Origin of the sequence: Devosia sp., assembly GCF_048261455.1 — a bacterium.
Lineage (GTDB): Bacteria > Pseudomonadota > Alphaproteobacteria > Rhizobiales > Devosiaceae > Devosia_A.
This window is the reverse complement of the sequence record NZ_JBLXGA010000010.1, coordinates 45712-66710: the sequence shown is the minus strand read 5'-3', so window position 1 is coordinate 66710 and position 20999 is coordinate 45712. Positions and strand designations below refer to the sequence as shown.

Sequence of the window (20999 nt, the reverse complement as noted above, 5' to 3'; positions counted from 1 at the left end):
CCGAGGGTGCGGGGCAGTCGCTGATCTGTGGGAGCAGCCGGGCAGAAGTGCCGACAGCAAATATCTAGCACCGATCCGGTTTTCTCCGAAGCAAAAACCGGTCAAGCTACCCAACAGTACAGGCGCATCATTGGCGAGGCAAAGACCATGGCCGATCACACGACGCCCAACCTGCCGGCCCGCGACTTCCGTGAGACAGCCGAATTCTTTGCGCGTCTCGGCTTTCGCGAAAGCTGGCGCGACGCCAACTGGATGATCCTCAGACGCGGGCCGCTGATCCTCGAATTCTTCCCGCACCCGGATCTCGATCCGGGCCTGAGCTGGTTCAGCTGCTGCATCCGGCTCGATGATCTCGAGGGTTTCTATGCCGTCTGCCGCGACGCGGGCATCATGGAACAGAAATCAGGCTTCCCGCGCCTCCAGCCGCCACGGGTCGAACCCTGGGGCGGCCGCGTCGGCTATCTGCTCGATCCGAATGGCAGCCTGATCCGGCTGATCCAGAACCCGGAGGCGGCAAGTTGACCTACCAGGCCAGCCGCGACATGTAGCCCGCCATGGTCGCACCGGAAGGTGCCACCAGCGCCTCGATCGCTGCCGGGTCGGGATTGCCGAAGGCATCGAGCTCGGCCGCGTGGATCGAACCGGTAATGAACAGCAGGTCGATGCCGAACCCGGCCGCCCCCGTCGCATCAGTGCGCACCGAGTCGCCAATGGCGAGGATGCGCGACTTGTCCAGCGGTTTGCCGGCCGCCTTCTCGGCCAGCCGCAGCGCCTCGGCATAGATCGGCTTATAGGGTTTTCCGGCCATGCGGATCATGCCGCCGCGCGCCTCGTAAAGATCGGCCAGCGCACCGCCGCAATAGATCAGGCGGTCGCCATGTTCGACCACACGATCGGGGTTGGCGGCGATCAGCGGCAGATTGCGCTGCAGCCAGACCGTGATCCGGTCGGTGTACATCGAGGGCGTATCGTCATCGGTGTCGAGATCGGTCACCACTACGGCACTCGCCGTTTCCGCGGGCCCGAGCGTGATGTCCAGCCCCTCGAACAGGGCGTCATTGTCATGCGGCGGGCCGACGTAATGCACCGACTTGCCGGAGAATTTTTCCAGCATGTCGCGGGTCGCGTCACCCGAGGAGACGATGGCATCATAGGCCTCGCGCGGCACGTCCAGTTCATCGAGCATGTCGACGATCAGCGGCGAGGGTCGCGGGGCATTGGTGATCAGCACCACCCTGCCCCCGCCGCGGCGATATTCGACCAGCGCCTCCACGGCGCTCGGATGGGCGACGATGCCATTGTGCACCACGCCCCAGACATCGCTCAGCACCGCGTCATAGCGCGGCGCGAGATCGCGCAGGCCGGTCGAATTGTCCATGAACTGTCTCCTAGACCTGTGCGGCGCGCCGGCTGGTGCCGGCCTGCAGCTTTTCGACCACGAGGTCGGGACGAACCGGGCCGGGGCGACCCACATAGGGGCCCTGCGCCAGCTTGATGCCATCCTCGAACAGGCTGAGCAGCTGCTGCTCGTCGATCACCCCGGTGGCGCACAGTTCGATCGCGAAGCGGCTCACATAAGGAACAATGTCGGAGGTATGCAAGTCGGTGAAGTCCTGCGGCCGGTTCAGGAAATGCGCCGCATCAAAGCGCACCGAGCTGAAGCCCATGCCTTCGAGCTCACCATAATCGAGCCGCAGGGACGGCGAATCGCTCAGCACGAACCCGACGCCAGCCTTGCGCAGTTCGATCAGCTGGCGCTTTTCGAACGGCTCCAGCGATTTCCAGTCGGCTTGCGGGATGACCATCTGCAGCGTGCCGGTGATCGCCTGGTTGGCCGACAGAGTTACCAGCATCTGGTCGAGCGCCAGCTCGTCATGCAGCGTCGCGCCGCTCAGCGGCGAGAACAGGCGGATCGGCGTGCCGGCCGTGCGCGAACGGCGGGCAATCACCACGGCCTCGTCGAGCGCCATGGCCTCGATGCGGCGGATCAGATGGTCGCCATCGCGTCGCGGCATGAATTCCACCGGCTCGGCCAGCCCGCCATCGGCGTGGCGCATGCGCGGCACCAGATCATAGCCCAGCGGCTTGCGCTGCGGCAGCACGACGATCGGTTCGATGTGGAAGATCAGCCGGTCATCGTTGAGCGCCGCCAGCAGTTCGGACGGCGGAATCGGCGGATCGGGGAAGGCATCGTCATCGACGATCGGCGCGGCATAGGTACTGCGGGTTTCGTCACTCGCTTCGGGCGCAAAGCCATCGGCTGCGCTGCGGCGCTCCTGCTCGATATCGGCAACGGCCTCGGCGACCTGGCGCACCACGGTGCCCAATACCGAAATATCGGCCTCGATGCCATCGAGCCGGTTGCCGACATTGACGTCGGCGATGGCGTTGACGCGCTGGCTGAGCACCTGGCCGGCCCGCGCATCGCTCGACAGCATGCGCGCCATGTCTTCGAGGGTCTTTTCGAGCCGCGCCTCGGAGCGCTGGCGCAGCTGGCGCTCGAGCAGCGTCACGGCCACCGAGCCGAAGGCTATGGCGGTGACGATCGCTTCGATCGGTGAAAAGGTCAGGCCGAAATAGGCTGCGGCCGCCACGCCGACGGCAGCGAGTGCGATAAAGATGTAGACGAGGCCCTGCACTGCGCTTCCTGCGCCCCCGTTCGCACGATGGATTCGACGCCCTGCTCCCTTCTAGCATTGCGCTGGCGCCGTCGAAAGCCAAGGCTTTGGCTGCTCAACAATTCACCGCCGGATCGCCTGGTCAGAACGGTTTGTTTACCCTGTTGGGCAACACTCGAAGGCCATAGCGACGCCCGAGGACTATTGAGATGACTGCTTCCGGCCCCGGTCCTGCCACCGTCCGGATTCTCCTCGTCGAGCGCGACATGTCCGCCAGTGCGGCCCTGTCCGACTCCCTTGCAACGGCGTTGAGACCCGCACCTGCCATCGAAAGTGCCACCGGCGGCCGCCAGGCTGCCGACGTGCTGCGCTCGGGCAGTTTCGACGTCGTGCTGGCCGACCTTGCGGCGCTGACTGATCTGTCCGAGCGCACCGAGGATGCGGTGTCGCGTCTCGCCCGACTCAGCCGTGGCGCCCTTCTCATCGCGCTTTCCGACGGTGGATCGGTCTCGGCATCGCTCGCCGCCATGCGGGCCGGCGCGCATGATCATGTGGCGCGCCCGGTCGGCGGCACCAGCCTCGCCGCGCGGATCACCGAACTCGCCGAGCGGCACGGCAAATCTCTCAGTTTCGGCAGCGGCGATGCCGGCCGTCCGGTCGGCGGGCTGATCGGGTCTTCGAGCCAGATGCGGGTCGTCTACGATCAGATCACGCGCATCGCGACGGCGGCCGACCCGGTGTTCATCACCGGCGAGAGCGGCACCGGCAAGACCCATGGCGCCGAGGTGCTGCACAAGCTGGGCCGCCGCGCGGCACGTCCGTTCGTCGCCGTCGACTGTGCCAGCAGTGGCCGCGACCGGCTCGAACAGGAGCTGTTCGGTGTCACGCATGGCGCCGTTGCGGGCCTTTCAGAGGATCGCCCGGGCGCCGCCGAACGCGCCGATGGCGGCACGCTGCTGCTCGACGAGATCAGCGAGATGGATCTCGGCCTGCAGGGCAAGCTGTTGCGCCTGTTGCAGACCGGCACCGTCAGCCGGCTGGGCGAAACCGGCACCCGCCGCGTCGATGTACGGGTCATCTGCACCACCTGCCGCAACCCGATGGAGCTGATCGGCGAACGCAGGTTCCGCGAAGACCTGTTCTATCGTCTGCACGTGCTGCCCCTGCACCTGCCGCCGCTGCGCCAGCGCACCGGCGATGTCGGCGAATTGGCCCGACAGTTCCTGTCGCGGTTCGCCGGCGAGGCGCATCGCCAGTTCACCGGCTTCAGCGCCGACGCGCTCGACCATCTCAATGCCGCCGACTGGCCGGGCAATGTGCGTCAACTGCGCAATCTGATGCGACGCATCGCGGTGATGTTTGAAGGCGGCGACGTCACTGCCGCCATGCTGGCCGCCGCCGATCTCGGCTCAGCCACACCCGACGAACCGGCCATCCAACCCAGCCTACGCAGCCCCATCCTGCCTCTGTGGCAACAGGAACAGCGGATCATCGAAGACGCCATCGCCAGTTTCGGCGGCAATATCACCCTCGCAGCCGCTGCGCTCGAATTGAGCCCCTCCACCATCTATCGCAAGCGTCAGGCCTGGGCCGAAATGGCGGAGGCCCGCGGCGCCGCCTGACCCTCAGGCCTAGGCGATTTCTGTGATCTCGAAGTCATGGTCGCCGACGGTGACGTCGTCGCCGACCGCGCGTCCGAACAGCGCGCGGGCCATGGGTGACACATACGAAATGGTGCCCGCTCTCGGGTCGGCCTCGTCCTCGCCGACAATGCGATAGCGCTGGGTCCGCCCGTCATCACGGGTGATGGCGACGGTGCTGCCGAAGGCCACGGCGTCCGTCGTCTTGGGTGGCGACACAAGCTCCGCGGTGCGCAGGCGCTCGGCCAGATAGGTCAGGTCACGCATCGGCGTCGCCGATTGCCGGCGCCGCTCGTTGACATCCTCGATGGCACTGGCGGCGTCCAGCGCGGCCTTGGCCGCCGCATGCTCGGCTTCGAGCGCGGCGCGCCCCTCGGCCGTCACGAGGTTTGGGTGCTGGGACACGGGACGATGCGGCAGCTGGGTTTCCGATGCGGTCTCGGAACTCTCTTCCTTGGTGAAGGCTACGCTCATCGTTCACTCCGTTTCACGCATTTCGGGCGCGTTGTTCGAACCAACGGTCGGTGCAGGCTTCGGTTGCTCACCACAGCGCGCGTGCAGCCTATCGGCTCCGTGGCGCGTTGATAGGGCAACGACCCGATCCAGACAGCTAACGGTTGAACGGATCGCCTCCAACCGCACGATCATGTGCCAACACTGCGAGATATCAAGCACCATGGGCTTTTTCAGCGACATCGTAGACAAGATCTTCAACCGTGCCCCGGAAACCGCCAAGCCGGCAACGCCGACCACTTTCGGCAATCCCAAGCCCGGCGCTCCTGCACCGTCAGCCCCGACCGAGACCGTTGCAGCCACGCAGTCCACGGCACCTGCCTCGGCCGGCGCCGCACCGACGCCAGCGTCGCAGGTCGATGTCGCCGCCATTCTCGATCAGGCCGTGGCCGACAGCGGACAGACCCTCAACTGGCGCACGTCGATCGTCGATCTGATGAAGGCACTGGGGATCGACAGCAGTCTTTCGGCGCGCAAGGAACTGGCCGACGAGCTTGGTTACAGCGGCGACAAATCGGACTCGGCTTCGATGAACATCTGGCTGCACAAGCAGGTTCTGCAAAAGCTGGCCGCCAACGGCGGCAAAGTGCCTGCCGACCTGCTCGACTGACATCAGCCCGTGATGCCCTTGTAACAATGCCCGCCGGCTCAAGCCTGGCGGGCATTCTTTCTTCAGATCCGCGCCATGGCGCGGCGTGTTGCCGTCAGCCCTTGGCGAGCTTGTCGGCGACCTTGCGGGCGGTCGCGAAGGCCCTGCCCTCGTCGCCCAGCGCCGTGCCCTGCTTGATCACCTGACCATCCTTGCGGATTTCCCATTGCCAGTTGCTGTTGGGGCCGGCACCACCGGTACGGCGCAGGGTGATGTCGTGCTTTTTTGTGTCCGCCACTGCTGTTCTCCACTGTCCGGCCGCGCCGCTTCACCTTGTGGTCACAAAGTGCCGCTAGCAACCCGTCACATCTCGTCGCAAGGGACCATCCCGTGGGCGAGCGGCGCTGGATACGCTCCGCCTAGTAGATGGGCAAGCGATTTCGCCGATCGCCTTGACAGTGCCAGGCCCCCCTCCTATATCCGCCGTGCCCATTAGCACTCCTCCATAGTGAGTGCTAACAAGGCCCGAAATCATAGAGGTTGATAGGAGCAAAAATGGCTTTCCGTCCCCTGCACGACCGTGTGGTCGTCCGGCGCGTCGACAGCGAAGAGAAATCCGCTGGCGGCATCATCATTCCCGACACTGCCAAGGAAAAGCCCTCCGAGGGCGTGATCGTTTCGGTCGGTCCGGGCGCCCGTGACGACAGCGGCAAGGTTGTTGCCCTCGACGTCAAGGAAGGCGACCGCGTCCTGTTCGGCAAGTGGAGCGGCACCGAGGTGAAGCTCGACGGCCAGGACCTGCTGATCATGAAAGAGTCGGACATCATGGGCGTGATCGGCTGATCAGCGCACCGCGCCGATCTTCCGAACTCCCATTCCAAATCGTAAGGAGCGCCTCACATGGCCGCGAAAGACGTAAAATTCTCCACTGACGCACGCGACAAGATGGTCCGTGGCGTCAACATTCTCGCCAATGCCGTCAAGGTGACGCTGGGCCCCAAGGGCCGTAACGTCGTCATCGACAAGTCCTTTGGTGCCCCGCGCATCACCAAGGACGGCGTGACCGTTGCCAAGGAAATCGAGCTCGAAGACAAGTTCGAGAACATGGGCGCGCAGATGCTGCGTTCGGTCGCTTCCAAGACCAACGACATTGCCGGTGACGGCACCACGACCGCGACCGTTCTCGGTCAGGCGATCGTCAACGAGGGCGTCAAGCTGGTTGCGGCCGGCATGAACCCGATGGACCTGAAGCGCGGTATCGATCTCGCCGTTGCGGAAGTCGTTGAGAACCTCGGCAAGTCCAAGAAAGTCATCTCCTCGAACTCCGAAGTGTCGCAGGTCGGCACCATTTCGGCCAATGGCGAAGCTGCCATCGGTGAGATGATCGCCCAGGCGATGCAGAAGGTCGGCAACGAGGGTGTCATCACCGTCGAGGAAGCCAAGACCGCCGAGACCGAGCTCGACGTCGTCGAGGGCATGCAGTTCGACCGTGGCTATCTCAGCCCCTACTTCGTGACCAATGCCGAGAAGATGACTGCGGTGCTCGAGGATCCGGTGATCCTGCTGCACGAGAAGAAGCTCTCGAACCTCCAGGCCATGCTGCCGATCCTCGAGTCGGTCGTGCAGTCGCAGCGCCCGCTGCTGATCATTGCGGAAGACATCGAAGGCGAGGCTCTGGCCACGCTGGTCGTCAACCGTCTGCGTGGCGGCCTGAAGGTCGCTGCCGTCAAGGCCCCGGGCTTTGGCGATCGCCGCAAGGCCATGCTCGAGGACATCGCAATCCTCACCGGCGGCCAGGTGATCTCGGAAGAACTCGGCATCAAGCTGGAGAACGTGACCATCGACATGCTCGGCACTGCCAAGCGCGTTGAGATCACCAAGGAAAACACCACCATCGTCGATGGTGCCGGCACCGCGGACGACATCGCCGGCCGTGTTTCGCAGATCAAGGCGCAGATCGAAGAGACTTCTTCGGACTACGACAAGGAGAAGCTGCAGGAACGTCTGGCGAAGCTCGCCGGTGGCGTTGCAGTGATCAAGGTCGGCGGTTCGACCGAAGTCGAGGTCAAGGAGCGCAAGGATCGCGTCGATGACGCTCTGAACGCGACCCGCGCCGCTGTTGAAGAAGGCATCGTGCCGGGTGGTGGCGTTGCGCTGCTGCGCGCTTCGAACGCCCTCACCGTCAAGGGCGAGAACCCCGACCAGCAGGCCGGTATCAACCTCGTCAAGCGGGCTCTGCAGGAGCCGGTTCGCCAGATCTCGAACAATGCCGGTGACGAAGGTTCGGTCGTCGTGGGCAAGATCCTCGAGAACGACTCGGTCAACTTCGGCTACAATGCCCAGACCAGCGAATATGGTGACATGGTCGCCATGGGCGTGATCGATCCGGTGAAGGTGGTTCGCACCGCCCTGCAGGACGCGGCTTCGGTTGCTTCGCTGCTGATCACCACCGAGGCGATGATTGCCGAGCTTCCCAAGGACGACGCGCCCGCCATGGGCGGCGGCGCTCCCGACATGGGCGGCATGGGTGGTATGGGCGGCATGGGTGGCATGGGCTTCTAAGCCCGGCTCTCCCGCTCACCAGTTAGTCCAGACTACCCAGTCACGGACTTCGGAAACGGCGCGTCGGGCAACCGGCGCGCCGTTTTCGCATGCGCGCTCCATAAGCTTGGGGACAGTACGAACGGGAAACTGCTGATTTCACCACGGGTTGCCTGCGCTTCACTCCGTCGATCACAGGAGGGAGACAACAGCCATGCAACACATGAAGCCGCATTCCATCACCCCGGATTTCGTGCCGCGATCAACCAGCTACGACGGCCGCTTCGGGCGCCTGTTCGGCCGCCTGCCGCCTTGGGTCCCCCCTGGCGACAAGGATGAGGATCGAATTCGTAACATCGAGGATTTTGCCATCAATCACATGCTCCCGAAGGATGATGGGAGCCCGCAAGATCACCCTACGCTGCCAGCCGGCTACACCTATTTCGGCCAGTTCATCGACCACGATATAACTTTCGATCCGACCTCCAGTCTCGAACGTCAGAACGACCCAGACGGACTGAAGAACTTCCGCACTCCGCGGCTCGATCTCGACAGCGTCTATGGCCGCGGACCAAAGGATCAGCCCTATTTGTACGAGCACGACGAGAAAGGGAACACGACCGGCTTGCTGATCACCGGCGTCGGCGCAAACGGCAAAGAGCCGGACCTGGCGCGGGTGGCTCAGCAAAACAAGGCGGTGGCGCTCATAGGCGATCCCCGCAACGACGAGAACATCATCGTCTCGCAACTGCAACTGGCCATCATCCGCCTGCACAACGTGGTGCTCGCCCGTGTCAGCGAAGCATCACCCGGCCTGTCGACAATGGAGCGGTTTCACGAGGCGCAGTGCGTGGTGCGCTGGTTCTATCAGTACCTGGTCTGGAACGACTTCGTGAAACGGATAGTGCCGGATGACATCTGGGCTACTGCACTTGCCGACAAAGGCAAGGGGTTGGGCCTCGAACTCGGCTACAAGGGGGTCTATAGCTGGGAGGTGAACCCCTATATTCCGGTCGAATTCTCCGTCGCGGCCTACCGCTTTGGCCATAGCCTCATCCGCAGGGGCTATCAGCTCAACTTCCCAAGACAGGGTGCCTTCGGCACCGAGCACGAACTTCCGATCTTCAATCCCGATGGTTCCAAGACTGACGACCTGCGCGGCGGGCGACAGCTTCCGAAGGATCATACCGTGCAATGGGATTTTTTCTTCGACCTGGATGGCGAAGACGGCTTTCCGCAAAAGGCAGGGCTGTTCGATACCACCCTGTCGCCGGGCGTCACCAATATACCGTCCGAGGACGACAGCGCGCCAAATCCACTGGCCAGCCTAAACATCCAACGCGGATGGCGGTTCCATCTGCCATCAGGCCCCGCCGTAGCACAAGCCATGGGCTTCGAGCCGGTGAAGATGGAGCACGAGATGCAAAATGCGCTTTGGGTCTACATCCTGCACGAAGCACAAGTGCAACAGGGTGGAAATACACTCGGCCAAGTCGGCGGCACAATCGTTGCAGCGGTGTTCGCCGGACTATTGAAAGGCGACCACCTCTCCTATGTCAGCCAGAACCCGACTTGGTCGCCTGACAAGGATCCGCTGCTCGCAGGCGGACCGCGCCGTCCCAATGCGGGCAAGGAGTGGACGATCGGGGACCTTCTGGCGATCGCCAAGATGCCAATCAATTCGGGCGATGTCGAAAATGCCATAGCGGGCAACGGCTGAGTAAACACTCGCCGGTCTCCGGTTCGGCGCGGTGTTTTGCCCGCGAACAGAAGACAAAGCCTCGAACCATGCTTGCCTCCACCCGCGCCATCGGCCACAACCAGCCGATGTCGCGGGTCCTCTATTATCCATCGCCGGTCTCGAAGCTCGCCATGTGGCGCGAGCTGTTCGCCGCCGCGGAGGTGCCGGCCCGGCGCGGCCCCTACATGTTTCGCCTGCCGTTCGCCGCGCCAGCCGACCACGTAACTGCCGAGGCGCTGATCGCGGCGCGTGAGGGGCGAAACGGGCGACCGGAGACGGACCGGGCGCGGACCGTTGCGCGGCTGGCCCGCTTCGTGCACCGCGGTCGCCGCATCTGCGAAGCGGCGCGGGAACGGGGTGTCACGCATCTGGCGATCTGGAACGGGTCCGGCGGGCGGCGCCGCGTGCTGGTCGATGCTGCGCAGCGCGCCGGGCTGCAGCTGCTCTATGCGGAACTCGCGGCGTTTCCGGGCAAGATCACGCTCGATCCGGTGGGCGTCAACGCCAGTGGCGCCCTGCCCCGCGATCCGGACTATTTTCGTGCCTGGGGCGCCGCCAACAGCCTGCAGACCGATCTCGACAGCTTGCGCGACCGGCTCGTTGCCCGTGCCGGCAAGCCACGCGACAGTCTTGGTGCCACCGATCTCGACCGCCCCTATCTGTTCGCGCCGCTCCAGGTGCGTGGCGACACCCAGGTGACGATACAGGGCGGCTGGGTGAAGGGCATGCCGGATTTCATCGCCAGCCTCGCGGCAGCGGCCAAAACCCTGCCGGCCGGCTGGAAGATCGTCTTTCGCGAACACCCCTCATGCCGCATCGGCAATGCCGAACAGCTGAAGGCGCTGGTCGGCGACCGGGTGGCCGTCGACAATGCGACCGATACGTTCGAGCTGGTGCGCCGCTCGCGTGGCGTCGTGACGCTCAACTCCTCTGTCGGGCTGCAGAGCCTGTTGTTCGACGTGCCGGTTCTGGTACTCGGCCAGGCCAATTACGGCATGCCCGGGCTGGTTGAACTGGCCCATACGCGCCAGGCTCTGGCCGAACAGGTCGCCCGGGTCGGTGACTGGCACTTCGACGCTGCGCTCCGCCGCGCCTTTCTCGACTTCTTTATCGGCGAATATCTCGTCAACTGGCGGATTACGGACGCCCCCATGGGCGCGCGCACCGGCGCACAGGTGCGCACGCGGCTCGCTGGCCGGATCACGGATTGGGAAGCGACCGCGAGAGAGCCGGCGAATGGCTGAACTGTTTCAGGTCAACAGCTTCTGGACGGGCCGCCCCCTGGGCGAGCTCGAACTGATGTGCCTGCTCTCCATGCAGAAGCAGGGCCACAAGGTGCGCATCTTCAGCTATGGCCCGATCGGGCCCTTGCCAGAAGGCGTCGAACTGGCAGATGCAAATGACATTATTCCTCGCCGTCGATTTCTTTTTCACGCAAGCACCGGCAGTCCCGCGCTGGGAACAGACGTGTTCCGTTTTCGCCTGATGCAGCAACAAGCCGGCCTCTGGCTTGACTCCGATATGCTGCTGTTGGCTCCTATCGCAGTCACATCCGGCCCTGTGTTCGGCTGGCAGAATCGGAGCTTGATAAATTGTGCAGTGCTCCACCTCCCCGCCGACAGCAAAAGCCTTTCTGATCTGCTGGCATTCACTGCCGAACCCTACCCCATCCCGCCGTTCTATCGGCCGAAGAAGCAGGCCCTCCTGCGCTTCCGCAAGGCGATCGGCTTGCCGCGGCATGTCACGACCATGGGCTGGGGCGTGTTCGGGCCGCGGGCGCTTACCTGGTTCGCACAGCAGTCCGGCGAAGCGGAACAGGCCAGGGCACAGGAGGTTTTCTACCCGGTCGGCTCCCGGACAGCGCATGGTCCGCTGATGGCAGGCTGGGACACCGAGTCCTATCTGACCGATGAGACCATCGGATTGCACCTGTGGAACGAGGCGCTGCGGAAGCGCTCCGATCTGCGCCCCAAAAATCCGAAGGGCACGCTGCTAATCGAGCCCGAGAGCTTCGTCGCCCGCTATGCCAGGCGCGAGCTCGGGCTCACCCTCAAAGGCGATTGATCGCGTTGGAGCGGTCGTCCATGCGGCGCAGCATGTGATCTTCCATCGGCACCGCCTGCACGCGCCGTTCGGCCAGCGGAATATTGATCATCGACGACATGAATGCTGTCAGCGCCAGCTGCAGCCCGGCCACCAGTGTCGTCATGGCGACGATCATCGGCCGCATTGTGCGCGAAGGGTTCAGGGGCCCGAACCCACGGTCGGCCCATTGGTCGAAGCCCCAGATCAGCGCAACGCAGCCGACCACGACCAGCAGTACGGCGCCGATCAGAATGCGCTCCAGCGACAGCCATTCCATGACACGCTCGAAATTGCGCGACGGCGGGATGAAGCCATAGCGCGAGGCGAAGCGCCGTCCGATGATCGCAAAGGACACCGACTGCAGGCCGGCAATGATCAGCATGCCGGCAACGAGGAAGGTGTGGATGTCGATCTCGATCCGCCCCAGTTGCAACGGGCCGTTCCACAGCAGCGCGCCCAGGAACAGCCCCACCGCCAGCATGGCAAAGCCGGGATAGAGAAACAGCCAGCGCGGCGAGAACAGCAGCAGAAAGCGCAGGTGCCGCCAGCCGTCGCGGAAGGAGCGCAGATGCGGCGGACGCGAGCGGCCATCCGGCTTGAGCGTCGTCGGCACTTCCGAGACATCGAGCCCAGAAAGCGTCGCCTTGACCAGCATTTCGGAGGCGAATTCCATTCCGGTCGTTCTCAGACCCAGCCCAAGAATGGCCTCGCGGTCGAAGCCGCGCAGCCCGCAATGAAAGTCCGACGGCTTGGTCTTGAAAAACAGCCGCCCGACAAAGCTGAGCACCGGGTTGCCGATGTATCTATGATGCCAGGGCATGGCGCCCGGCGCGATGCCACCCTTGAAGCGGTTGCCCATCACCAGTTGGCGGCCCGCCCGCAGTTCGGCGACGAACGGGTCGAGATTGGCGAAATCATAGCTGTCGTCGGCGTCGCCCATGATGACATAGCGGCCCCGCGCCGCTTCGATACCGCCCATCAGCGCCGCGCCATAGCCCTTGGTCGGCACCGGAACGACCCGCGCCCCGGCGGCCTCGGCCAGCTGCTGGCTGCCGTCGGTCGAGCCGTTGTCGGCAATCAGCACTTCACCCGCGACGCCGCTGCGCGCGAGATATCCAAGTGCCTTGTTGATACAGACTTCGAGGGTCTCAGCCTCGTTGAGGCAGGGCATCAGGATGGTGAGTTCGATCTCGGACATGGCCCGAATCTAGCGCGAAACCGTCTATTAACCCTTACCAAGTCGCGGCCGGGCAGCGCGGCGTCACGCCTAGAGCAGGGTCGAGATCCCCGGGGGCACGCCGCCCATGATGGACAGCAGGGCTTCGAGCTGCGCCTTGCGCAGGGGTGTCCAGTCGGCCGTGCGGGAAACGATGAGGTTCGCCTCCGACTTCATGATCAGCCCGTCTTCGAGAATGCGCAGCTGATTGGCCTGCAGGGTCGAACCCGACGAGGTGATGTCGACGATCAGATCGGCCGAGCCCGAAGCCGGCGCCGCTTCGGTCGCCCCGGCGCTTTCGACGATGCGGTATTCGGCGATGCCATATTTGGCAAAGTGCCGGCGCGTCAGGTTCACATATTTGGTCGCGACACGCAGCCAGCGGCCGTGCTGCGCGCGGAAATCCGAGGCCACATCGGCGAGATCGCTCATTTGCTGCACGTCGATCCAGGCGTCGGGCACTGCGACCACGACATCCGCCTCGCCGAACCCCAGGCCCCTCACGAAGACGACATTGTCGGCGCCATTCTCGGAAGCCTCATGCACGAGGTCGGCACCGGTGACGCCGATATCGACGCTGCCGTTGATCAGCTCACGCGCGATTTCGGCCGCTGGATAGAAACGCACCGTCACCTGCGGCTGGTTCTTGATCGAGCCGACATAGGATCGTGCACCGCCCGGCCGGGCGATGGTCAGCCGCGACGACGTGAAGGCCTTGCGGGTCATCTCCTCGAGCCGGCCCTTCGAAGGAATGGCGAGCGTCAGTCCGCCGACAGGCAGGTTGCTCATTGCGATGCCTCCTGCTCGAGCCGGTCGACCCAGAGCGCACAGCCCGACGCGTTCACGGGCTCCTCGGCGCCGAGCCGTTCCATCATGCGATCATACTCGCCGCCCGAGGCCAGCACCGTGCCCTGCGCTCCGGTCATTTCGAACACCAGGCCGGTATAGTAGTCGAGCCGCGGCGAAAAACTCGCGTCGAAGATCACTTCGGCATTGGGCGACAGCGCCGCCAGTGCGGCGGCGTGGCCGCGCACATGGTCAAGCGGCTCGGAAAAATCGAAGCCGGTTTCCTCGCACAGCATGCCAATACGATCGAGCGCAGTCTGCGCCGGTTCGGCGATCGACAGGTAATCCTGGATCAGTTCGACGGTCCGCGGATCGATCGGCGCGGCTTCCAGCGCCTGCTTTTCGAGATAGCGATCGGCGATCTCTTCGGGCGTGCGCGAGCCGATCAGGCTCAACCCGCCCGACAGCATGGCATCGGTGACGATCTCGATCACCGTGTCGCGGCTGTCCGGCGCCGGGCCGGTGACGCGTTCCTCGGGGTTGAGCAACCTATCCATCAGGCGCTGCATGGCATCGGGATGGCCGAACCGGTGGCGGATGCGGGCGCGCCACGCCGGCGGCACCTCGGCGGCTTCCAGAAACTGCTCGAACAGTCCCACGCCCCCCAGCCGGACATTGGGTGCGGTGATCTCGAAAATGCTCAGGGCCCAGCGGGCAAAGGTCAGCACCTGCTCTATGGCCTGATCGGGGTCGGCCTGACCGAGCAGTTCCAGCCCCGCCTGCTCGTACTCAACCGGTTGGCCGCCCTGCTGACGGAAGATCGGGCCGAGGTAGGTGAAGGCCAGTGGCGTCCCCAGCATGCCCTCGTCGATATAGGCCTGGGCAATCGGCAGGGTGAAATCTGGGCGCAGACAATATTCGACGCCAGCATTGGTGGTGGTCAGCAGCAGGTTGCGACCGAACTCCTCACCGGCGAGATCGAAATAGGGACCGGCCGGCTGCAACAGCGGCGGTTCAGACCGCGTGACGGTGCGCGACTCAACGAGCCGCACCAGAGCTGTGTAGCGTTCCGCCGGCGTTTTCACTTGGCGCCATCCAGATAGGTTTTCACTGCCGGCAGTGCCGAAATCGCCGCAACGATGGCGTCGAGATCGCCGTCGCATTCAAACTGGCCGGGGCGTTCGGACTTGTAGGTGGCGTTGTCGGTGATGGCCTTGGCCTCCTCCTTGCCGACGATCAGATCCTTGATCTGCACCTTGCCGGCCTCGCGTTCCTGGCTGCCCTCGATGATCACCGCGGGGGCATTGCGCTTGTCGGCATAGGCGACCTGCTTGCCGAAGTTCTTGGTGTTGCCCATGAACATTTCAGCGCGAACACCAGCCTTGCGCAAAGCCGAAGTAATGGCCTGGTAGCGGGGGGCTTCGTCCTTGTCGAGCACCAGCACGACCACGGGCCCGACAGGCTCCTGCGCGTTCAGGTTGCCGGTGAGCTTCAGCGCATTGGCGAGGCGGGACACGCCGATGGAAAACCCCGTCGCCGGCACCGGCTCGGAGCGGAAGCGGCTGACCAGCCCGTCATAGCGGCCACCGCCGCCGACCGAACCGAACACCACGTCCTGACCCTTCTCGTTCTGCACCTTGAAGGTCAGTTCGATCTCGAACACCGGGCCGGTGTAATATTCGAGGCCACGGACGACCGAGGGGTCAATCTTGATGCGGGTGCCGTAGTCACCGGCGGCGAAGAGGTCGGCCATGGCGCGCAGTTCGGCGATGCCGGCCTTGCCGATGTCGCTGCCGGCCAGCGGCCCGGACTCGAGGTCGTTGAACAGGGTCTCTGAACCAGCCGCCATGACATAGGCGAGCACGGTCTCGATGCCGGCGTCCGACAGTTCGGCGCCCTTGGTGAAGTCGCCGCTCTCGTCCTTGCGCCCCTTGCCGAGCAGCAGTTTCACGCCCTCGGGCCCGAACTTGTCGAGCTTGTCGATGGCGCGCAGCACGGTCAGCTTCTGGCCGTCGTCGGTGACACCCGCGCTTTCCAGCACCCCATCCAGCACCTTGCGGTTGTTGACTCGAACCACATACTTCCCGGTCAAACCGAGCGCATCCATGGTGTCGGCCATCATCATGCACATTTCGGCATCGGCCTCGGGCCCCGCCGCACCGACCGTGTCGGCGTCGAACTGCATGAACTGGCGGAAGCGTCCTGGTCCCGGCTTCTCGTTGCGGAACACATAGCCCTGGCGGTAGCTGCGATAGGGCTTTGGCAGATCGTTGAAATTCTCGGCAAAATGCCGGGCCAGCGGCGCGGTCAGGTCGTAGCGCAGGCTCATCCACTGCTCATCATCGTCCTGCAGTGAAAACACACCGGCATTGGGCCTGTCGGTATCGGGCAGGAACTTGCCCAGCGTCTCGGTATATTCGAACAGCGGCGTTTCCACCGGGTCGAATCCATAGCGCTCGTAGACCGAGCGGATCTTGGCCACCATTTCGTTCACGGCCGCAATCTCGGCGGGCAGGCGATCCTCGAAGCCGCGGGGCAGCCTCGGTGTTATTTTCTTGAGTTTTACGGTCATTTTCTCTGGTGCACGCGCGCCGGAATCTGTGCCGGTTCCTAGCGGAATCCCCCAGCCGACTCAAGGAACCCACCTGTGGCGAAACGGCAACAGGCGACACGCCGCACTGCCGTGGTGCGACCGAGCGTCGCATAAGGGCTTGGCAAACCCCGCAGTCACGGGTATCAGCACCGGTGTTCAACGCCAACAGGAAAGGGGCGCTACATGACTATGTTTATGCACCTCACCGGTCCTGGCGTTCTACATCGCGGAACCCGCATCACCGCCTGATGCACCTTCCGGGCCTTCGGCCCGCTTTTTCCGCCTCTTCTCTCCAAGACCAGACCTGAACCGTCCTCGGCAAAGCTGACTCTGCCGTCGGCCGCTTCCGGTTTCATTTCCGACCAAACCAGAGGACCGGGCCGCGTGCCCGGAGGATCACATGTCTCTAGATCTTGAAACCCGCCAGGACACGCAAGTCGCCAAGCCCCGCCGGGGACTGGTGCGCTGGGTGCTGACTGCAGCCGCTGTCATCTCAGCCCGCATGCAGCTTGGCCGCATTGTCCGGCAACATCAGTCGCGCGGTTCGCCACCGGTGCCCCGGCACCTGCGACAGGACCTCGGGCTGCCGCCCGAGCCCGAATCCCGCAGGTACTGGGACCACCAGTAAGCTGATCTGCCCCGTCGGAGACGGCGGGGCAGACCGGTTGCGGCCGTTTCAGTTTTCCAGTTTTTTCAAGGAGCCGGCGCGGTAACCCCGCGGCCGGAACGACGATGCTTTTGACTCTTTTGCACCTTTTCGGTGCACCACGCCCAAAGGATCCCAGGACCCACAAGGACCTGCCTTTCGGTGCAGACAGGGAGAGCCGCCTGATGCTGCTCATCCTGCTGATGACCCGCCCCTGAGGCGGACACTCAGGGCTCCGGCCTGCCGCGTTCGCGCGGTGGGTCGGGCTCTGCTTCTTCCTCGGGCGATTCTGGCGCCTCGGGCGCCGGCGGACCGACAAATTCAGCTCGGTCTGCAGCTTCAGGCGCGGCCTCACCCTGCTGTGTCAGCTCATCAGCGTCGCGTTCGGAATGCTCATCCGGCACGGCGGCTGAATCGGGCAAGGTTGCTTCAGCCTCGACCTCATCTGGCGGCGGGACAACCGGCTGCGCTTCATCCACGACGGGTTCGGCGGGTTCGGGCGCGACCGGCACCGGCGCGGCGACGGCGTCTGCGACCGCCCCTGCACCCGGCTCATCTTCAGCCGACACAATTTCAACTTCCGAGACGACCGGCGCGACAGGCGCCGCTGTATCGATAGTGAACGCGGCCGTTGGCGCAGCAGTGACCTCCACAATGACGGCGTTCATTGGCGCAGGCTGGGGTTGGACCAGCGGCACCGTAACGGGCTGGGACGGCGCAACCGGCGGATTTTCCGGTTCACTGGCCGGCAGTGTCTCAGGCTCTTCCGCAGGGACCGCGACAGTCGAAACTGCGGCTTCCGGTTCTACCTCAGGCTCAGGTTCCCGTTCCCCCTCAGGCTCCGGCTCCGACTCAGGCGGCACCGGACGCGGATAGCCGAGCAGGCGTCGCGTGATCTCTTCGCGCGCTGATTCAATCAAGTCGCCGGGTTTCCCGGTCTCGACAACGGCGCCATCCGCCAGAACGACGATGCGGTCACTCATGTCGCGCAGCGCGTCGAAACTGCGGCTGGCAATCAGCACGCTGAGGCCGAAATCGGCCCGCACCCGCTGCACCAGCAGCAGAAAGTTGGTGCGCGCCTCGGGCGGCAGGCGGGCCGTCGGCTCGTCCAGCACCAGCAGGATCGGCCGGGCGATCAGCGCCCGCGCCAGCGCCAGCCGCTGCAGGTCGGCCGGGCTGAAGCGGTCGGGGTGCCGGTCGAGCTGATCGGGATTGAGCCCCACGGCCCGCACCGCCTCGGCCAGCCGTTCGGCCTGTTCCTCCACCAGCAATTGCTGCTCCACCCGCAGCGGCTCGGTCAGCGTCAGCCCGACGGAGAGCTGCGGGTTGAAGGCCAGGTGCGGGTCGCGCCCGATAAAAGCGATGCCGGTGCGCGCCGGGGCTGCGGGGTCAGCGCCAGAATAGGTGATCCGGTCGAGCCGGATCGTCCCCGCCCGCGGGCGATCGAGCCGGGCGATGACACGCAACAAAGCGCGCTTGCCCGCTCCGGCCTCGCCGAGCACGCCAACCGTTTCGCCGCGCCGCACCGTCAGGTCCACCGCTCTGCCGGGGAAGGCCTCGGTCTCGATGCCCCTGCCCTCCAACAGATCGCCACCGATCGGCGGCCGCGCCATGGTCCAGCTGCGCCGCTTCTCCGGCACCAGCAAATGCCTTGTCACCTCCTGCTGGCCGGCATCGGTCATTTTCTGCTGCGGTCCACGCTCAATGACCCGGCCGCCGTCAACGATCGCGATCTCGCCGTCCAGCGATCGCGCCGCCTCGGCGTCATCGGTGAACATCAGCACGGCGCAACCGGCCGCCTTCAGCCGGTCGAACAGACCCGCGGACTCCCAGGGGTCGAGGCCCGTTACCGGGTCGCGCGCCACCACCAGTTCCGGCGCCGGCCACAAGACGATCGCGAGGCGCAAGCGCTGCTGCTGCGCCCGGGTCAGGCCCGACAGCGGCCGCCGCCCGTCCTCCGGCGTCAGCCCGGCGCGCTGGCGTAGTTCATCAGCGTCCACCTTGGCGCCGAGCAGCAGCCGGATATGAAAATCCACCGTGCCATCGCCCGGCACCGGCTTGGGTGGCCCGAGATAGCCGATGCGGCGGCCGCGCCATTTGGCCAGCGGCTTTTCACCTACCGGATAGGCCGTTCCGGCCAGCAGCAGAGCGCCGTCAAAAGTCTCGCCCTCGGGCAGAAGACCGGCAGCAGCCAGCGCAAGCATCTTCCGTTCGGCAGGCCCGATACCGACAACCGCCAGCCGCCCCAACGGCTCCAGCGTCAGTCGCAGGGTCTCGCCGTCGCGCGCCGGGCGCGTGAGGTCAAACAGCGGCATGGTTCACCCCCCTGCCCGGTCTTGGGGAGAACCCGGCGGCCGCCAGAAACAGCGCTGCGGCGATCCCGAAGGCCAGCGCGCCCGGTAGCACGGCCAGCAAGGGTTGGAGGGTCAGCAGCGTCTGCGCGCCCGTCATCATGCTGCCCAGGCTCATCGCCGGCGCCGTCACGCCCAGCCCGGCAAAGGACAGGGCCACTTCGAGCAGGACCGCCACCGCGAGCTGGCGCAGGGCGAGCGCCGAAATCCAGGGCAGCAGTTCGGGCATCAGGTGGCGCTGTACGGTTGCAATCGTCGGCAGTCCTGCCGCCCGCGCCGCCTGCACATAGGGCAGCTGTCGCATTCTATCCAGTTGCAGATGCAGCTCCGAGCAGGCTCCCAGGGTCACGGAAATGCCGATGGCGATCACCGCATTGGCCATGCCCGGCCCCAGCAAGCCGGCGAGCACCAGTCCGGCAATGATCGCGACCATGCCCTGCCGCGGAGCGATCGTGCCCGCATCGGGGAGCGGACAGAGGCGCAGCGCCAGACCGCTCATCGCGCCACCGAGCAGGAGGCCGGCCAGCGCCGACAGCCCAGCGATCACAAGCGTCGTCATTGCACCGCCGAGCACCGCCTGAAGCAGGTCGCGTCCGGTCTGATCGGTGCCCAACAGATGCGTCCCGTCCGGCGGCGCGAAGGGTGTCCCGACCGGCAGTGGTGCAAACAGCGCCGCGATCGCCGCAACGACGACCAGCGCTACCAGCCCCAGGCCGATAATTGTGGGCAACCGCAGTTTCATGCGCGGCGCTCCAGATCCGGATCGAGCAGCAACCGGCCGAGCCGCAGCACCAGCATGCCGAGCGCCACGAGCAGCTCCAGCGCATAGAGCCCCGGCTGCAGCACCGGCAGGTCGCGTGTCGTCGCCGCGCCCAGGACCAGCCGGCCCAGCCCCGGCAGATAGAAGACGCCCTCGACCAGCACGGCGCCGATGACGATGGTCCCGAAACAGGTCGCCGCGATGTCGGCGCCCTTGCATCGCAACGCCGCGATGGCAAGCCGGCTGCGCGCCGCGGCGCCGGTCAGTCCCGCCGCACGCAGCAGTTCGATCTCGGCCTGGGTGCTGCGCGCTGCGATCTCGCCGCGCAGGCTCAACGCCACGACCGCGGCATGCGGAATGGCGAGGGCCAGCGCTGGCAGCAGCAGCGAGGCAAAAGCCCCCAACGGCTGATCCCAGGGGATGAAGCCGCCTGCGGGCAGCGCAGGCAGCCATTCGGTCCGCATCAATGCCAGCACCAGCCCCAGCCAGAAGGGCGGCAGCAGCGCCAGAATGGTCGATTTCGCCCCGAACCACCGGTCGAACCAGCCACCGGGGCGCGCCGCGGCCACGACCGCGAGCGGCAGGCCGGCAAGCAGGGCGACGCAAAGCGCCATGAGGCTCAGCGGCAGGGTCACCGCCAGGCGGCCAAATATGGCGCCCACGTCCTCGCCCGGCGGCGACAGCGCCAGCATGCGCAGCAGCGCCGCCAGCAGCAGTTGCGGGTCGAGCCCGCCGCGGGTCGCCAGATGGGGCAGCAATTCGAGCAGCACGAACAGCACCAGCAACGCGCCGAAGACGACGAGCAGAAACCGGGGCAGCAGGCGTCGCACGAACAGGTTCACAACCGGTGGCCAGCCCGGCGTGGACGTAATTTTAGGCGCACCGCTGCCGCGCTTTGCATTTCCGGGCTGCTCCAGCTG

20 protein-coding genes are annotated in these 20999 nt (G+C 65.2%); 9 read left to right on the top strand and 11 right to left on the bottom strand.

The genetic code is table 11. The features are described from left to right. Positions 1-147: 147 nt before the first annotated feature. Positions 148-522, top strand: a complete 375-nt coding sequence (locus ACN0TK_RS11980) for a bleomycin resistance protein (protein WP_417309731.1) — start codon at positions 148-150, stop codon at positions 520-522. Between the two features lies 1 nt (position 523). Here the strand turns inward: ACN0TK_RS11980 and ACN0TK_RS11975 are convergent, their stop codons facing one another. Continuing rightward, positions 524-1378 (bottom strand): TIGR01459 family HAD-type hydrolase, encoded by an 855-nt coding sequence (locus ACN0TK_RS11975; RefSeq protein ID WP_417309730.1) that lies wholly within the window; start codon positions 1376-1378, stop codon positions 524-526. A gap of 10 nt (positions 1379-1388) precedes the next feature. Next, the gene (locus ACN0TK_RS11970) at positions 1389-2639 is read right to left on the bottom strand and encodes an EAL domain-containing protein (protein WP_417309729.1); all 1251 of its coding nucleotides are present in this window, start codon (positions 2637-2639) and stop codon (positions 1389-1391) included. Between the two features lie 188 nt (positions 2640-2827). On the opposite strand from ACN0TK_RS11970, the gene ACN0TK_RS11965 reads away from it, so the two are divergent. Next, complete coding sequence (locus ACN0TK_RS11965; protein ID WP_417309728.1) at positions 2828-4240, top strand: sigma-54-dependent transcriptional regulator; 1413 nt, start codon at positions 2828-2830, stop codon at positions 4238-4240. 9 nt (positions 4241-4249) lie between these two features. Here ACN0TK_RS11965 and greA read toward each other — a convergent pair whose 3' ends face one another. Continuing rightward, positions 4250-4732, bottom strand: coding sequence for a transcription elongation factor GreA (gene greA / locus ACN0TK_RS11960; RefSeq protein ID WP_417309727.1), 483 nt, complete (start codon positions 4730-4732; stop codon positions 4250-4252). 202 nt (positions 4733-4934) lie between these two features. Between greA and ACN0TK_RS11955 the strand changes: the two genes are divergently transcribed. Beyond that, on the top strand, positions 4935-5381 hold the full coding sequence (locus ACN0TK_RS11955) for a DUF3597 domain-containing protein (RefSeq protein WP_417309726.1): 447 nt from the start codon (positions 4935-4937) through the stop codon (positions 5379-5381). Between the two features lie 94 nt (positions 5382-5475). Here the strand turns inward: ACN0TK_RS11955 and ACN0TK_RS11950 are convergent, their stop codons facing one another. Then, entirely contained in the window at positions 5476-5658 is a 183-nt protein-coding gene (locus ACN0TK_RS11950) for a hypothetical protein (protein WP_417309725.1), read from the bottom strand. 257 nt (positions 5659-5915) lie between these two features. On the opposite strand from ACN0TK_RS11950, the gene ACN0TK_RS11945 reads away from it, so the two are divergent. The 5 genes from ACN0TK_RS11945 (at position 5916) to ACN0TK_RS11925 (ending at position 11706) form a co-directional block, all read left to right on the top strand. Beyond that, entirely contained in the window at positions 5916-6203 is a 288-nt protein-coding gene (locus ACN0TK_RS11945; protein ID WP_417309724.1) for a co-chaperone GroES, read from the top strand. Positions 6204-6260: 57 nt separating this feature from the next. Further along, complete coding sequence (gene groL / locus ACN0TK_RS11940; protein ID WP_417309723.1) at positions 6261-7922, top strand: chaperonin GroEL; 1662 nt, start codon at positions 6261-6263, stop codon at positions 7920-7922. 193 nt (positions 7923-8115) lie between these two features. Continuing rightward, positions 8116-9621: a peroxidase family protein gene (locus ACN0TK_RS11935; protein ID WP_417309722.1), complete on the top strand. Its 1506-nt coding sequence runs from the start codon at positions 8116-8118 to the stop codon at positions 9619-9621. 68 nt (positions 9622-9689) lie between these two features. Beyond that, on the top strand, positions 9690-10886 hold the full coding sequence (locus ACN0TK_RS11930; protein ID WP_417309721.1) for a hypothetical protein: 1197 nt from the start codon (positions 9690-9692) through the stop codon (positions 10884-10886). Then, complete coding sequence (locus ACN0TK_RS11925; RefSeq protein WP_417309720.1) at positions 10879-11706, top strand: hypothetical protein; 828 nt, start codon at positions 10879-10881, stop codon at positions 11704-11706. Before ACN0TK_RS11930 ends, ACN0TK_RS11925 begins: the two co-directional genes overlap by 8 nt. On the opposite strand, the gene ACN0TK_RS11920 is transcribed toward ACN0TK_RS11925, so the two are convergent. From ACN0TK_RS11920 to hisS, 4 genes are all read right to left on the bottom strand, one after another. Further along, positions 11693-12925: a glycosyltransferase family 2 protein gene (locus ACN0TK_RS11920; RefSeq protein WP_417309719.1), complete on the bottom strand. Its 1233-nt coding sequence runs from the start codon at positions 12923-12925 to the stop codon at positions 11693-11695. The two genes, ACN0TK_RS11925 and ACN0TK_RS11920, sit on opposite strands and share 14 nt — an antisense overlap. Positions 12926-12994: 69 nt before the next feature. Beyond that, on the bottom strand, positions 12995-13732 hold the full coding sequence (gene hisG, locus ACN0TK_RS11915; protein WP_417309718.1) for an ATP phosphoribosyltransferase: 738 nt from the start codon (positions 13730-13732) through the stop codon (positions 12995-12997). Continuing rightward, on the bottom strand, positions 13729-14814 hold the full coding sequence (locus tag ACN0TK_RS11910; RefSeq protein WP_417309717.1) for an ATP phosphoribosyltransferase regulatory subunit: 1086 nt from the start codon (positions 14812-14814) through the stop codon (positions 13729-13731). Before ACN0TK_RS11910 ends, hisG begins: the two co-directional genes overlap by 4 nt. Then, the gene (gene hisS / locus ACN0TK_RS11905) at positions 14811-16301 is read right to left on the bottom strand and encodes a histidine--tRNA ligase (RefSeq protein ID WP_417309716.1); all 1491 of its coding nucleotides are present in this window, start codon (positions 16299-16301) and stop codon (positions 14811-14813) included. The genes ACN0TK_RS11910 and hisS overlap by 4 nt, the downstream gene beginning before the upstream one ends. Before the next feature lie 421 nt (positions 16302-16722). Between hisS and ACN0TK_RS11900 the strand changes: the two genes are divergently transcribed. Continuing rightward, positions 16723-16950 (top strand): hypothetical protein, encoded by a 228-nt coding sequence (locus tag ACN0TK_RS11900; protein WP_417309715.1) that lies wholly within the window; start codon positions 16723-16725, stop codon positions 16948-16950. Between the two features lie 245 nt (positions 16951-17195). Here the strand turns inward: ACN0TK_RS11900 and ACN0TK_RS11895 are convergent, their stop codons facing one another. The 3 genes from ACN0TK_RS11895 to ACN0TK_RS11885 are packed head-to-tail and all read right to left on the bottom strand — an operon-like array spanning position 17196 to position 20909. After that, the gene (locus tag ACN0TK_RS11895) at positions 17196-19283 is read right to left on the bottom strand and encodes an ATP-binding cassette domain-containing protein (RefSeq protein ID WP_417309714.1); all 2088 of its coding nucleotides are present in this window, start codon (positions 19281-19283) and stop codon (positions 17196-17198) included. Further along, on the bottom strand, positions 19270-20061 hold the full coding sequence (locus ACN0TK_RS11890) for an ABC transporter permease subunit (RefSeq protein ID WP_417309713.1): 792 nt from the start codon (positions 20059-20061) through the stop codon (positions 19270-19272). The genes ACN0TK_RS11895 and ACN0TK_RS11890 overlap by 14 nt, the downstream gene beginning before the upstream one ends. Continuing rightward, positions 20058-20909: an ABC transporter permease subunit gene (locus ACN0TK_RS11885; RefSeq protein WP_417309712.1), complete on the bottom strand. Its 852-nt coding sequence runs from the start codon at positions 20907-20909 to the stop codon at positions 20058-20060. The genes ACN0TK_RS11890 and ACN0TK_RS11885 overlap by 4 nt, the downstream gene beginning before the upstream one ends. Between the last annotated feature and the right edge of the window lie 90 nt (positions 20910-20999).